13 protein-coding genes are annotated in these 12,956 nt (G+C 66.9%); 8 read left to right on the top strand and 5 right to left on the bottom strand.

The window, feature by feature from the left end:
* Positions 1–144 precede the first annotated feature (144 nt).
* The 3 genes from OK349_RS16665 to OK349_RS16655 form a co-directional block, all read right to left on the bottom strand.
* Positions 145–402, bottom strand: coding sequence for a hypothetical protein (locus OK349_RS16665; RefSeq protein ID WP_265119034.1), 258 nt, complete (start codon positions 400–402; stop codon positions 145–147).
* A gap of 92 nt (positions 403–494) precedes the next feature.
* Positions 495–2,420, bottom strand: a complete 1,926-nt coding sequence (dxs, locus tag OK349_RS16660) for a 1-deoxy-D-xylulose-5-phosphate synthase (RefSeq protein ID WP_265119033.1) — start codon at positions 2,418–2,420, stop codon at positions 495–497.
* Between the two features lie 110 nt (positions 2,421–2,530).
* The gene (locus OK349_RS16655; RefSeq protein WP_265119032.1) at positions 2,531–3,127 is read right to left on the bottom strand and encodes an NAD(P)H-dependent oxidoreductase; all 597 of its coding nucleotides are present in this window, start codon (positions 3,125–3,127) and stop codon (positions 2,531–2,533) included.
* 76 nt (positions 3,128–3,203) lie between these two features.
* Here OK349_RS16655 and OK349_RS16650 point away from each other — a divergent pair, with 76 nt between their 5' ends.
* Positions 3,204–3,803, top strand: coding sequence for a TetR/AcrR family transcriptional regulator (locus tag OK349_RS16650; protein WP_265119031.1), 600 nt, complete (start codon positions 3,204–3,206; stop codon positions 3,801–3,803).
* Positions 3,804–3,810: 7 nt separating this feature from the next.
* Here OK349_RS16650 and OK349_RS16645 read toward each other — a convergent pair whose 3' ends face one another.
* Together OK349_RS16645 and OK349_RS16640 are read right to left on the bottom strand one after the other, a co-directional pair.
* Positions 3,811–4,284, bottom strand: coding sequence for a Fur family transcriptional regulator (locus OK349_RS16645; RefSeq protein WP_265119030.1), 474 nt, complete (start codon positions 4,282–4,284; stop codon positions 3,811–3,813).
* A gap of 140 nt (positions 4,285–4,424) precedes the next feature.
* Positions 4,425–4,808, bottom strand: a complete 384-nt coding sequence (locus OK349_RS16640; protein ID WP_265119029.1) for a MerC domain-containing protein — start codon at positions 4,806–4,808, stop codon at positions 4,425–4,427.
* 129 nt (positions 4,809–4,937) lie between these two features.
* Here OK349_RS16640 and OK349_RS16635 point away from each other — a divergent pair, with 129 nt between their 5' ends.
* From OK349_RS16635 to OK349_RS16605, 7 genes are all read left to right on the top strand, one after another.
* A complete protein-coding gene (locus OK349_RS16635) occupies positions 4,938–5,714 on the top strand; it encodes a DUF3011 domain-containing protein (RefSeq protein ID WP_265119028.1) in 777 nt (258 codons plus the stop codon).
* 52 nt (positions 5,715–5,766) lie between these two features.
* Positions 5,767–6,792 carry a COX15/CtaA family protein gene (locus OK349_RS16630; RefSeq protein WP_265119027.1) on the top strand — a complete coding sequence of 342 codons (1,026 nt, stop codon included), beginning with the start codon at positions 5,767–5,769 and terminating at the stop codon, positions 6,790–6,792.
* Positions 6,789–7,103: a divalent-cation tolerance protein CutA gene (gene cutA, locus OK349_RS16625; protein WP_265119026.1), complete on the top strand. Its 315-nt coding sequence runs from the start codon at positions 6,789–6,791 to the stop codon at positions 7,101–7,103. Before OK349_RS16630 ends, cutA begins: the two co-directional genes overlap by 4 nt.
* Positions 7,079–7,927 (top strand): hypothetical protein, encoded by an 849-nt coding sequence (locus OK349_RS16620; protein ID WP_265119025.1) that lies wholly within the window; start codon positions 7,079–7,081, stop codon positions 7,925–7,927. The genes cutA and OK349_RS16620 overlap by 25 nt, the downstream gene beginning before the upstream one ends.
* A gap of 127 nt (positions 7,928–8,054) precedes the next feature.
* Positions 8,055–8,534, top strand: coding sequence for a 50S ribosomal protein L13 (gene rplM / locus OK349_RS16615; protein ID WP_265119024.1), 480 nt, complete (start codon positions 8,055–8,057; stop codon positions 8,532–8,534).
* Positions 8,534–9,067 (top strand): 30S ribosomal protein S9, encoded by a 534-nt coding sequence (gene rpsI, locus OK349_RS16610; RefSeq protein WP_265119023.1) that lies wholly within the window; start codon positions 8,534–8,536, stop codon positions 9,065–9,067. Before rplM ends, rpsI begins: the two co-directional genes overlap by 1 nt.
* A 327-nt stretch (positions 9,068–9,394) precedes the next feature.
* Positions 9,395–12,934, top strand: coding sequence for an autotransporter domain-containing protein (locus OK349_RS16605; RefSeq protein ID WP_265119022.1), 3,540 nt, complete (start codon positions 9,395–9,397; stop codon positions 12,932–12,934).
* Positions 12,935–12,956: the final 22 nt, after the last annotated feature.

Here is a 12,956-nt window from a genome sequence, read left to right as displayed (position 1 = left end):
ATATATATACTGGATCAAATCAAATACAGATAATGGTGTAGTTACCAACTATGATCATGGTTGGGTATGCTCGGCGCATATGACCGCCCGCTTTTGCAGGTCATGTAGCCTTGGAAAGAAGCCCGTTGACGAAGTGCGAGTCATCTACGCCAATTGGAATGCGATGAAGAGAGGATCGTTCGGCGTGCGCGCACGTTCAATGACGGAGCGGGGCATCTGGAGGATGCAATGAACCAGCGCGATCAGGACCAGAACCGCAAGCCGGGCGGCCAGCAGCAACAGCAGCGCGACCAGAAGATGGACAAGCAGCAGAACCAGCAACCCCAGCGCCAGCAGGATGGCGGCGAGCAGGATCGCCAGCGGCGTGACAAGATGGATCGTGACGAGGACCAGGGCCGGCAAGACCGCTGACCCGCTTCGTCCGGAACCGGAAATTGGAAGGGGCCCGCGCGGCCCCTTCTTCTTGCTTTTGAGCCGAAGCGCGGCGCGCGCGTTCAGGCCCGCGCGCCGGTCTCGACCTCGCTCTCGTTCCAGCGCAGCGCCTTCAGCACCGTCTCGACGATATGCGGGGCGTTGAGCCCGGCTTCGTCATATTGCAGCTCGGGCTTGTCTTGGTCCTGGAAGACATCCGGAAGCCGCATGGTGCGGAGCTTCAGGCCATTGTCGATCAGCCCTTCGTCGCTCGCCATGGTCAGGACGTGCGCGCCGAAGCCGCCGACCGAATTCTCCTCGATCGTCACCGCCACTTCGTGCGTCGTGAGCAGGCGGCGGATCAGCGCCTCGTCGAGCGGCTTGGCGAAGCGCAGGTCGGCGACGGTGGTCGAGAGCCCCTTGGCCTCGAGCGTGTCCGCGGCCTTGAGCGCCTCGGCGAGACGCGTGCCGAGCGAGAGGATCGCGACCTTCTTGCCCTCGCGCACGATGCGGCCCTTGCCGATCTCGAGCAGCTCCGGCGCTTCGGGCAGCGGAATGCCGATGCCGCTTCCGCGCGGATAGCGAAGTGCGATCGGGCCTGCGTCATATTCGGCGGCGGTGCGAGTCATGTGCACCAGCTCGGCCTCGTCGGCGGGCGCCATCACCACGAAATTGGGCAAGGTGGCGAGATAGGTGACGTCGAAGCTGCCCGCATGCGTCGCGCCGTCGGCGCCGACCAGGCCGGCGCGGTCGATCGCGAAGCGCACCGGCAGGTTCTGGATCGCGACGTCGTGGACCACCTGGTCATAGGCGCGCTGGAGGAAGGTCGAATAGATCGCGCAGAACGGCCGCATGCCCTGCGCGGCGAGGCCGGCGGCGAAGGTGACCGCATGTTGCTCGGCGATGCCGACGTCGAAAGCGCGCGCCGGGTGCGCCTTGGCGAACTTGTCGACCCCGGTGCCCGAGGGCATCGCCGCGGTGATCGCGACGATCCGCTCGTCGGTCTCGGCGAGCTTGGCGAGCGTCTCGCCGAACACATTCTGATAGGCGGGCGGCCCCGGCGGCGCCTTGGCCTGCGCGCCGGTGATCACGTCGAACTTCTGCACGCCGTGATATTTGTCGGCCGAGGCTTCGGCGGGGGCATAGCCCTTGCCCTTCTTGGTCACGACATGGACCAGCACGGGCCCTTCGCGGGCATCGCGGACATTCTCGAGCACCGGGATCAGGTGATCGAGATTATGGCCGTCGACCGGGCCGACATAATAGAAGCCCAGTTCCTCGAACAAAGTGCCGCCTGTGACGAGACCACGGGCATATTCCTCGGTCTTGCCGAGCGACTGGTGGACGCGCCGCGACAGCTTCTTGACCATCCGGCTCGCAAGGCTGCGCAGCCCCAGATATTCGGACGAGGAGACGACGCGCGCGAGATAGGCCGAGAGGCCGCCGACGGGCGGGGCGATTGACATGTCGTTGTCGTTGAGGATGACGATCAGGCGATTGCCGGCCTGTTCGGCATTGTTCATCGCCTCATAGGCCATGCCCGCGCTCATCGCGCCGTCGCCGATCACCGCGATGCCGCGGCCGGGCGTGCCGGCGAGCTTGTTGGCGACCGCGAAGCCGAGCGCGGCGGAGATCGACGTCGAGCTATGCGCCGCGCCGAACGGATCGTATTCGCTTTCGCTGCGCTTGGTGAAGCCGCTGAGGCCGCCGCCCTGGCGCAGCGTGCGGATGCGGTCGCGCCGCCCGGTCAGGATCTTGTGCGGATAGCATTGGTGCCCGACGTCCCAGACCAGCCGGTCCTCGGGCGTGTTGAACACATAATGGATCGCGACGGTGAGCTCGACCACGCCGAGTCCTGAGCCGAGATGCCCGCCGGTGGTGCCGACGGCCGAGATCGTCTCGGCGCGCAGCTCGTCGGCGAGCTGGCGGAGTTGGGCGGGCTTGAGCGTGCGGAGATCGGTCGGCGTGTCGACGGTGTCGAGCAACGGCGTCGTGGGAAGTTCGGCCATTTACCGCATCTACTCCAGCGTCATGATGGTGTCCAACGCCCCTGCAGCGGCGAGGGATGCATCGTCATGAGCGAAAGATGAGCAGTCGCTGAAAAACGCGTGCGGCCGCCTCAGGCGGCTTGGCGCATCGCCAAGTTCCGCCCGAGTCGCCGTGCGGCATCGAGATTGGGCTGTTGGTCGGCGCCATGCGATTCGAGCAGCAGTTCGTGCCGCACCACGCGCGCGCCGCAATAGTCGAAGATGCCATGGTCGATCTGCGTGCGCATCGCACCGAAATAGCCGTGGCGCGCATAGGTGCCGGCATCGGTACCGGCGACCGCGACCAGCACGACCTCGAGCCGGCCGAGCTTCTTGCGCCCGTCATCCTCCGTGTACCCATAGGCCCAGCCATTGGTGAACACGCGGTCGATCCAGCCCTTGAGCAGCGCGGGGAAGGACCACCAATATACGGGATAGACGAGCACCAGCCGGTCGGCGCGGTCGATCCGCGCCTGCTCGGCGAGGATGTCCGCCGCCGGAGTCGCCGTCAGCAAGTGCGCGGCAAGGTCACGGGCGGTCTGGCGCGGATCGAAGCCTTCGGCCGCAAGGTCGGCGATCTCGACGCGCACCGCCGGATCGGATTCGCGAAGCCCGCCCGCAAATGCGTCTGCGATGGCATGCGTCAGCGAATCCGGATCGGGGTGGGAAATCACGACAAGGTTACGCATCAAACACCTCCGAATGGGCTGGCATCTCGGCCATCGAGTCTATATACTAATAGTAAGTTACTAATGGTATATAGAAATGTCAAGCAGCTCTGAAACGAGCGACAAGCGTGTGCGCATGGCGCGGGGCGACCGGCTGACGCAGTTGCTCGACCTGGCGTGGAGGATCGTGCGCGAGGAAGGGACGGACGCGCTCACGCTCGGCCATCTCGCGGCGCGCGCCGGGGTCACCAAGCCCGTGGTGTACAGCCATTTCGGCACCCGCGCGGGGCTGCTCGCGACCCTGTTCCGCCGGTTCGACGCGCGCCAGACCGAATTGATGGATGCGGCGCTCGAACGCAGCAAGCCGACGCTGGCCGATCGCGCGCACGCGATCGCCTCATCCTATGTCGATTGCGTGTTCACGCAGGGCCGCGAGCTTCCCGGGGTGGTCGCGGCGCTCGAGGGCTCGCCCGAAATGGAGCGCATCAAGCGCGAGTTCCATGCCGAGTTCATGGAGAAATGCCGCGTCCTGCTAGCGCCCTTCGCGCCATCGGGCGACATTTCGCCCGCCGGGCTATGGAGCATGCTGGGCGCGGCACAGTCGCTGTCGCATGCCGCTGCGAGCGGAGCGGTGACGCGCGATGACGCCATTGCGGAGCTCGACCGTTCGATCCGGGCGATGGTGGAGATGCGCTAGCGCGCGTTCAGTCGCAGTCGGCGCACTTGCCGCGCACTTCGATCACCGGGCGGACGGGCGAGAAGCCCGCGCCCCGCGCGGCCGAGCGGACCGACTTGGTGATCGTATCGTCGTCGATATGTGTGGTCTGGCCGCACGAATCGCAGACGAGGAAGATGCAGTCGTGCAGGCAATCGGGATGCGCATTGGCGACATAGGCGTTGGCGCTCTCGACCCGGCGGGCAAGGTTGGCGCTGACGAACAGGTCGAGGATGCGATAGACGCTGTTGGCGGCAACACGACGGCCCTCCGCCTTCGACACCGCCTCGGCGATGTCATAGGCCGAGGCCGGCTTGTCGAACCCGGCCAGCGCGTCGAAGATCGACGCGCGCATGCTGGTCCACTGCTCGCCGGCCTTTTCCAGCGCAGCCTGCGCCGCGCGGGCGAGGTCGGCGCCCTCGTGCTCGTGATGCCTGTGGCCGTGATGATCCTGCGCGTGCATGATGTGAATGTAAGCCTGCGAGCGCCTCGCAGCAAGGCTTGCTGGTTTAGTGGCGGCACCGGCCCGCTCCCCCACCCGGCCACCCAACGCCAGTATCATATGGGTGGCCGGGTGGGGAGCGGGCCGGTGCCGCGCTCTAACTAATAAGTCGCCCGCCGGTTGAGGTCGTGGCCGAGCGCGAGCACCGCGACGCCGAGCACGGTCCAGAGAATCTCCTGCCCGCCATGCGGGAGCGTCAGCGCGCCCGCCATCATGCCGAGGCCGAAGGCGCCGACCGCGGAGGGGAGCATATAGCCATGCTTCCAGATGCCACGGCCCAGCGCGACCAGCCCGAACAGGATCGCGAGCACCAGCCCGATCTCGTGAATCGCCGGATGTAGGAACGCACCCGCCGCGGACGCGAGCGCGAGCAGCACCGTGCTCGCGACGCAATGCGCCAGGCACAGGCTCGACAGTCCGATCGCAAGACGATCGAACCGCGAATCGACCTGTTCCCAGAATCGCGGGGCAAGCACGGTGGCCATGGCCGGCATATAGAAGCGTGCCAGCTAAGTTACAACATAACATCGTGCGACCCGGCATCGGGACGCGCGCCTCGACTCCATCGCGGCCGAGGGCTATGATGTCCGGACAACAGATAAGGGGGTATTTCCATGAAATATGCCGCCGCTCTGCTCGTCGCGTTGGTCGCGACGCTCTTCTTTGCGACACCCGCTTCGGCGCAGACGACGGTCGAGTGCGTGTCGCACAATCGCGAATATGCCGAATGCCGCGCGCCGCTCGACGCGCCCCAGCTCGTCTACCAGATTTCGAGCGCGCCCTGCATCGTCAACCGCACCTGGGGATTCAACCGCCGCACGGGCTATCTCTGGGTGAGCGAAGGGTGTGCGGGCGTGTTCGCCGATCCCGGCGGCTATCATCACGGCCAGGCGAACACCCACGATCAGGGTGCGCGGCATTATGACCCGCATGGGCGCGATGGCGGCGCGATCGCCGGTGCCGTGCTCGGTGCATTGCTGGTCGGCGCGATCGAAAGCGGCAACCACAGCACGAGCAACCGTCACCCTCAACCCTATGACGGGTGCCACGGCAATGGCTGCCTGGTCGACAACCCTGATCGCCCGCGTGACAGCGGCTATGACGGATGCCATGGCAGCGGTTGCCTGGTCGACAATCCCGACCGCCAGTCCAGCTCGGCGGACCTCTCGACCGACGGGATCGAGCGCTGCGCTGATGCGGCGGTCGAGCGCGCCCGGTCGGTTGGGCGCAACCCCCGCATCGGGCGGATCATCGACCAATATCCCGATTCGGACGGCTATCATGTCGAGGGCGAGGTCAATGTCAGCGCGGCGGGCGGGAGCGGCACGATGAAGTTCCTGTGTGTGTGGAACGGCCGGCGCGCCAATGTGATGCTCGGATCGGGGCTCTGATTCCCCGTTCCGCCCGCTGGCATTTATGGTGAGCAGCGCATAAACGGCGCAGGTGTCGCAGTTTACCTACACCATCCGCCCGCGCGCGATCGCCAACTGGCTCTACGCCGTCGCCGCGCTGATCGTCCTGATGATTGCCGTCGGCGGCATCACCCGCCTGACTGAGTCGGGGCTGTCGATCACCGAATGGAAGCTGGTCACCGGCATCCTGCCGCCGCTGAGCGAAGCGGCGTGGCTCGCCGAGTTCGAGAAGTACAAGCAGATCCCCGAATACCAGCAGATCAATGCGGGGATGAGCCTGGCGGCGTTCAAGGGCATCTATTTCTGGGAGTATCTGCACCGGCTGCTCGGCCGGCTGATCGGAGTCGCCTTCGCGCTGCCGCTCGCCTGGTTCGCGATCCGGCGGGCGATCCCGCGCGGCTATGGCTGGCGGCTGGTCGGGCTGCTGATCCTCGGCGGGCTGCAGGGCGTGATCGGCTGGTGGATGGTGACCTCGGGCCTCGCCGAGCGCACCGATGTCAGCCATTTCCGCCTCGCCGCGCACCTGCTGCTCGCGCTGCTGATCCTTGCGCTGCTGGTGTGGACCGCGCTCGACCTGCGCGGACTGGAACGCGATCCAGGCTACCGGCCCGCGCGGCTGACCACGGTCGCGGCGTGGACCGGCCTCATCCTGTTCGTCCAGCTTATGTTCGGGGCGTTCACCGCCGGGCTCAATGCCGGTCTGGTGACCAATGAATGGCCGCTGATGAACGGCAAGTTCTTTCCGTCTGAGGTGCTGGCGGTGCGTCCCTTCTTCGATGCGCTGCTCAACGATCCCGCGATGATCCACTGGGTCCATCGCTGGTGGGCATGGGTGACGGTCGCGGCGCTGATCGTGCTGGCGCGGCGCGCGAGGGCGGCGGGCGACCGAATGGCGTCGGTCGCGATCCATGCCGCGTTCGGCACGCAGATCCTGCTCGGCATCGCCACCGTGTGGACCGGCGTCGATATCCATGTCGCCGCGCTGCACCAGATCGTCGGCGCGCTGGTCGTCGCGGCGACCGCATGGGGCGCGCATTCGGTGGGGAGACGGCGTTGAGCGACATCGCACTGCTGCACGTGACCTTCGCCACAGCGGAGGAGGCCGAGCGAACCGGCCGGCTGATGGTCGAGGAGAAGCTCGCCGCCTGCGTCAACCTGCTCGGACCGTGCAGTTCGATCTATCGCTGGCAAGGTCTCGTCGAGACCGCGGCCGAATATCGCGCCTTGTTCAAGACCACGCCGCAGCTGGCGCGCGAGCTCGCCGACCGGATTGCGGCGCTGCACAGCTACGATCTGCCCGCGATCGAGATCTGGCCCGCCGCGGCCGGCGATGCCGTCGCCGATTGGGTCGACGAAGCGACGCGGTGATCGTCGCGGCCGCTTCCGCGATCCTGATCGCCGTCGCCGGTCAGGCGATTGCCGTCCGCTTCGATCCGCCGCTCGACAAGCCGCTGCGGGTGGTGACCGAGTCCATCCGCACCGATGGCGGCGTCACCCGCCGCTTCGTCAATGCGCGCCGCGTCGTCTTCCGGCGCGCCGATGCGCAGCTACGCGCCGAGGTCACGATCGAAGGCTCGGAGCCGACCGGTCCAAGCGACGATCCCGCCGCAATGGCGCGCGCAGGGTTTGCGCATATCGCGGGGCGCACGATCATTTTCCGGCTCGACCCTACGGGGCAGGTTACCGCGGTCGAGGATCATGCGGCGGTGTGGCAGGCGATGCTCGACGGCTTTGCCGCGCAAGCGCCGGACGGAAGCGATGCGCTTGATCGCAAGCGTGCCGGCCGCGTCCGCGCGATCGTCGGCGCGCTGGCGGCGATGCCCGTGGACCGGCAGCGCGAGACCCTCGCCTCGCTGGTCGAACCGCTGATCGCAGCCGATGCGGCGGGCGGGGGAGGTCCGCCTCGCCCGGTCCGCGTGCCCGCGGCTTCCCCCTATGGCATGGCCGAGCTGCAAGGGATCCGCGTGAGCCGGATGGCGCGCGGCCGGGTCGAGCTGAGCGTCACCGCGCAGGGCGACATCGCAGTTCCCGGGTCGGACGGCGCGGCGCGTGCACGCGTCACGCTCGAAACGCAGCGTGTGATCGACCCCGCGACCGGCCTGGTCCTGGAAAGCCACGAGAAGGTGCGCACGCTCGCGGCGGACGGGTCAGTGGCGGCCGAGCGCACGTCGGTGAGCCGGCTCGAGAGTTGAAGGTATCATAATACCCGCCAGCAAAGCCGCGATTTGCTTGACTTTCGGCGCCTCTTTCGCCAGATGGCCGCCGTTCGCGCCGTCCTTTGTGGGCGGCGTCATGCATTTTAACACGAGGTCTGGCCCCATGAAGGCGCTGATGAAGACCACCAAGTCGGTGAAGCCGGCCGAGGTGGAGAAGAAGTGGCATATCGTCGATGCCGACGGCCTGGTCGTCGGCCGCGCGGCGGTGGTGATCGCCAATGTCCTGCGCGGCAAGCACAAGACCAGCTTCACCCCGCATGTCGATTGCGGTGACAATGTCATCGTGATCAACGCGGACAAGGTGCGGTTCACCGGCAAGAAGCTGGCCGACAAAGTCTATTACAAGCACACCGGCTATGCCGGCGGAATCAAGGAAATCACCGCCGCCAAGGTGCTGGAAGGTCGCTTCCCCGAGCGCGTGCTGGAGAAGGCGATCGAGCGCATGATCCCGCGTGGGCCCCTGGGCCGCCAGCAGATGCGCAACCTGCGCATCTACAAGGGCGCCGAGCATCCGCATGAGGCGCAGAATCCCGAAGTCCTGGATATCGCGGCGATGAACCGCAAGAACAAGGTGGGCGCATAATGTCCGACAATCGCCAGTCCCTTTCCGATCTCGGTAACATCGCCGCCGGTGCGCCCGAGGGTGCTGAGGTGGTCGCCGCCGAGGCCTATCTGGCCGGTGCCCCGGTCGTTGAGACCATGCCGCTGCGCCAGCAGGAGCTCGATAAGTTCGGCCGCGCCTATGCGACCGGCCGCCGCAAGGACGCCGTCGCGCGCGTGTGGATCAAGCCCGGCTCGGGCAAGATCACGATCAACGGCCGCGACCAGGAAGTCTATTTCGCGCGCCCGACGCTGCGTCTCGTCATCAACCAGCCGTTCGGTGTTGCCGAGCGCGACGGTCAGTATGACGTGGTCTGCACCGTCAAGGGCGGCGGGCTTTCGGGCCAGGCCGGCGCGGTCAAGCACGGCATCGCCCAGGCGCTGACCAAGTATGAGCCGGTGCTGCGCGCGCCGGTCAAGGCGGCCGGCTTCCTGACCCGCGACAGCCGCGCGGTCGAGCGCAAGAAGTACGGCAAGGCCAAGGCCCGCCGCAGCTTCCAGTTCTCGAAGCGCTAAGCCTTGTCCCCGCGGAAGCGGGGAGCGGCATCGCGACCTCGAAGGGGCGGTCCAGAAATGGGCCGCCTTTTTCGTTGCGCGGCGGTTTTGGGCGACAGCGCACCGCCGTGCTGACACCGGTTGCCAGATTGCCAGTGCAGGTCAGGCGACTTTTTCGTTGCGGTTCAATCCCATACCCGAATCGGTTACAACTGTGGCTTCGACGCATCTATCGGCGCGTAAAATAGGCGCAATTGTAACGACTGGGACTTGACGTCACCCCCCATCAGCATAGCCTCGCTCGATTGAACCCGGCCGGGGGCGGCCGGGTCAACGCAGGGGGCTCTCATGACAATCGCTTGTCACCAGTGGCGCGTGCGCGCATCGCTTTTTCTTTCGGCTGCCGGCCTGAGCCTTGCGCTGACCGCGCCGGGCGTCGCCAGCGCGCAATCGTTGAGCGCGGCCGATGTCGTCGACAGCCCGCATACAAGCGTCCGGCTCACGGATCTGGTCGAGGTGCCCCATTCCGGCACACAGCCGGTCAGCGTCGCGCCGGCTGCGCAGAGCGGTTTCGTGTTGCCCAACGAAGCGATCGAGACCCCCAACATCACGATCAACAACAACTTCACGCCCACCCAGGCCCGCGACCCGAACCTCATCACGGGCATCGGCCAGGTGATCACCGACTCCGGCGGCGGCTTTGTCGGCCTGTGCACCGGCACGCTGATCAATCCGCGCACCATCCTGTTCGCGGCGCACTGCGTGAACACGCGCGCGGCGACCGCCTATGGCGCGGGATCGGGCGGCGTCGGCATCGGTGTCGGCTTCGAGAACAACACGCGCGCCAACGCCGCGGGCCAGACCGACGAGCTCGTCCGCTGGCTGTTCGGCGGTACCGGCGGTGCCGGGCAGTATCAGACCAATCAGGCTCAGGCCTTCTACAATATCAACCAGGTCTTCTACGATCCGCGTTCGCAGGCACCGGCATCGTGCACCAACCCCACCTCGTGCTTCCTCGAGGCGGACGTCGCGACCGCGGTGCTCGACACTCCGACCCGCAACATCCCGACCTGGGCGCTGCTGTTCTCGCCGCTCCCGACGCCGGGCAGCATCAATACGGCGACCGGCACCGGCTATCATGTCGAGATGCAGGGCTATGGCAGCTTCGGTACGGGCACGACCGGCGCGGCCTCGGGCAGCGATTTCCGCCGCCGCGCCGCCGAGAACATGCTCGGCGCGCTGGTCTCGCTCAACAACCGCAACCTGTTCCTGTTCGGCACCACCGGAAGTCCCTCGCGGCCGCAGGCGCTCTATTTCCTCGACTTCGACGATCCCCGCCGCGGACAGACCGGCGCCGATCCGGAGGACTTCAACGGCTTCCGCGACAATGCGCTGCCGCGCGAGGGCCTGACCGGGCCGGGCGACTCGGGCGGCCCGCTGATCCTCGACCGCGCCTTCTCTAAGCCGGTGGTGATCGGCACGCTTTCCGGCGGCTCGACCTTCTTCGGGGGACAGCCCGGCGGCAGCTACGGCACGCAGAGCTTCTACCAGCCGCTGTTCCTCTATTGGGACTGGATCGTCGCCAACAGCCCGTATCGCTACGTCACCGCGGTGGCGGGCAATCGCAACTGGGAAGACCAGACTGCCTGGGTGACCGAGCTCGATCCCAATTTCCAGATCATCGTCAACGGCCAGCTCGTGAACGGCCTGCCGACCAACCTCGGCGGCGCGCTCGGCATCGCGCCCGAATTCGGCGAGATGTGCTTCCAGTCGCCGAGCAACTCGGCCAACCCCGCGACCAACGAGTGCGTGAACATTGCCACCGGCCAGGAGCGCAACAACGTGCCCAACGGCGCGACCGAGTCGAGCGCGCCGCTGGTCGCGGACATCACCGGCAATTCGGGCCTGACCATGCCGGTCGAGACCGCGCAGGCCGACCCCGGCTATTCGGACACGGTGCGTCCGGCGCCGACGATCGCCAACGGCCTGCCGGGGGCGACCAACTTCACGCCGAACAATGTCGACGGCGTGCGCGCGACCGGGCAGATGGGGCGCTATTACGACGTCACGCTGCGCAACACCGGCGTAGTGACGCTGAACTCCTCGGTCACCATCGACCGCTTCTCGATCGTGGGCGCGACCTCGCAACTCAACATCGCCAGCGGCGCGACGCTCAACAGCCTGATCGAGATCCGCCAGCTCACCGGCACGATCCAGAACAACGGCACGCTCACCTCGCCGGGCGACTATCTGCTGCTCTCGGGCCTGCTGACCGGCACCGGCACTGTCCGCGCGCCGTTCACCACCAGCGTGATGGGCAGCATCGCGCCGGGCACGCTGACCACGCCGGGCACGCTGACCTTCGCCGGCAATCTCGTCCTCTCGTCGGGGTCGAACTATCTGGTCGATGTCGGCGCCAACGGGGTGTCGGACCGGATCCTGCTCACCGCCACGACGTTCACCGGCACTACGCCGACCAACGGCCTGGCGACGCTCGGCGGCAACGTGATGCTGTCCTTCTCGCCGACCACGCTGCGCGGCGGCAGCAGCTACACGATCCTCACCGCGCAAGGCGGCGTCACCGGCACGTTCAACGCGCCGACCGCGCTCAGCGCGATCCTGACGCCGAGGCTCAGCTACACCGCGAACTCGGTGCTGCTGAACATCGTCGCGGGCAGCTATACCAATGTCGTCCCGTCGAGTGACCCGATCGGCTACGCCTATGCGCTGCTGCTCGACGCGAACCGCGCCAATGCGGCGAACTATGACGCGCTCTACGGCCCGCTCGATCTGCAGAACGCGGCGACGATCCGCACGACGCTGGCCAGCCTTGCCCCGGCGAGCGAATCGACGGTGCAGACGCTGGGCTTCGCGGTGGTGGATTCGAACTCGAACTTCATCCGCACGCGTCTCCAGGGTCTCGACCCGGCGAACCTAGGGGGCACGCTGGCGCATTATGGCCGGCCGGTGCAGGTCGCGGCGCTCGGCCTGTCGCCCGCCGGCAACACGACCATCGCCAGCGACATGGCGGCGCCGACGCTGCTCCAGGAAGGTGCATTGCCCGACAATATGAGCGGCTTCATCTCCGGCGGCTACCTCACCGGCGACGGCCGCGCGATGACCGGGATCGGCGGGCGCGACGACCTCGACGGCTGGTATGTCGGCGGCGGCATCGAGGTCGCGGCAGGCGACAACGGCCTGGTCGGCTTTGCGCTGAGCTATACCGACCTCGAAGGGACGCCGTCGTTCGCCGGCCAGACGGTCAAGAACGAGGCTTTCCAGGGCACGCTCTACGCCAAGATGGTGAGCCCGAACGGTCTCACCGTCGACGGCCTGGTGATCGCCGGCGCGATCACCTCGCGCAGCGAGCGCTCAGTCAACTTCCTCGGCACGCCGTTCACGCTGCGCGCCTCGGATTCGGCGCTGGTGCTCAGCAGCGAGCTCGGGCTGGGTAAGGACCTCGGCGGCGATTCGCTGGAGATCACGCCGCGCATCGCCGGCCGCGCCACCCATATCGGCTTCGGCAGCGCACGGGAGAGCGGCGGACCGATGGCGCTTGACCTGCGCCGGCACGCCTTCACCAGCTATCAGGGCCGGGCGGGTGTCACCTTCGGCGGCAAGTCGGCCAAGGTGCGGCCGTTCGTCACCGGCACCTATGTCCACGAGTTCGCGGACCAGCCGGACTTCGTCACCGCAGACCTGATCGGCGGCGCGAGCGGCGGCGTGCTGTTCGCGCTCAACGGCGAGGACAAGGACTGGGCGGAGATCAGCGGCGGGCTGACGCTCAAGACCGGCTCGGTCGACCTCTCGATCGCGGCGGACACCACGATCGAGCGCACCGACCTGTCGGTCCAGACCTATCGCGGATCGGTCACCTTCCGCTTCTGATCGAGCGGCGGATCCAACGAAG

The sequence above is a fragment of the Sphingomonas sp. BT-65 genome (genome assembly GCF_026107375.2).
Taxonomy (GTDB): Bacteria; Pseudomonadota; Alphaproteobacteria; order Sphingomonadales; family Sphingomonadaceae; genus Sphingomonas.
This window is presented reverse-complemented; position numbering and strand designations above follow the sequence as displayed.

What these genes read in the sequence shown, in the direction of transcription:
- dxs (WP_265119033.1), bottom strand. Translation starts at nt 2,420, where the DNA reads ATGGCCGAACTTCCCACGACGCCGTTGCTCGACACCGTCGACACGCCG.
- OK349_RS16655 (WP_265119032.1), bottom strand. Translation starts at nt 3,127, where the DNA reads ATGCGTAACCTTGTCGTGATTTCCCACCCCGATCCGGATTCGCTGACG.
- OK349_RS16650 (WP_265119031.1), top strand. Translation starts at nt 3,204, where the DNA reads ATGTCAAGCAGCTCTGAAACGAGCGACAAGCGTGTGCGCATGGCGCGG.
- OK349_RS16645 (WP_265119030.1), bottom strand. Translation starts at nt 4,284, where the DNA reads ATGCACGCGCAGGATCATCACGGCCACAGGCATCACGAGCACGAGGGC.
- OK349_RS16640 (WP_265119029.1), bottom strand. Translation starts at nt 4,808, where the DNA reads ATGGCCACCGTGCTTGCCCCGCGATTCTGGGAACAGGTCGATTCGCGG.
- OK349_RS16635 (WP_265119028.1), top strand. Translation starts at nt 4,938, where the DNA reads ATGAAATATGCCGCCGCTCTGCTCGTCGCGTTGGTCGCGACGCTCTTC.
- rplM (WP_265119024.1), top strand. Translation starts at nt 8,055, where the DNA reads ATGAAGGCGCTGATGAAGACCACCAAGTCGGTGAAGCCGGCCGAGGTG.
- rpsI (WP_265119023.1), top strand. Translation starts at nt 8,534, where the DNA reads ATGTCCGACAATCGCCAGTCCCTTTCCGATCTCGGTAACATCGCCGCC.
- OK349_RS16605 (WP_265119022.1), top strand. Translation starts at nt 9,395, where the DNA reads ATGACAATCGCTTGTCACCAGTGGCGCGTGCGCGCATCGCTTTTTCTT.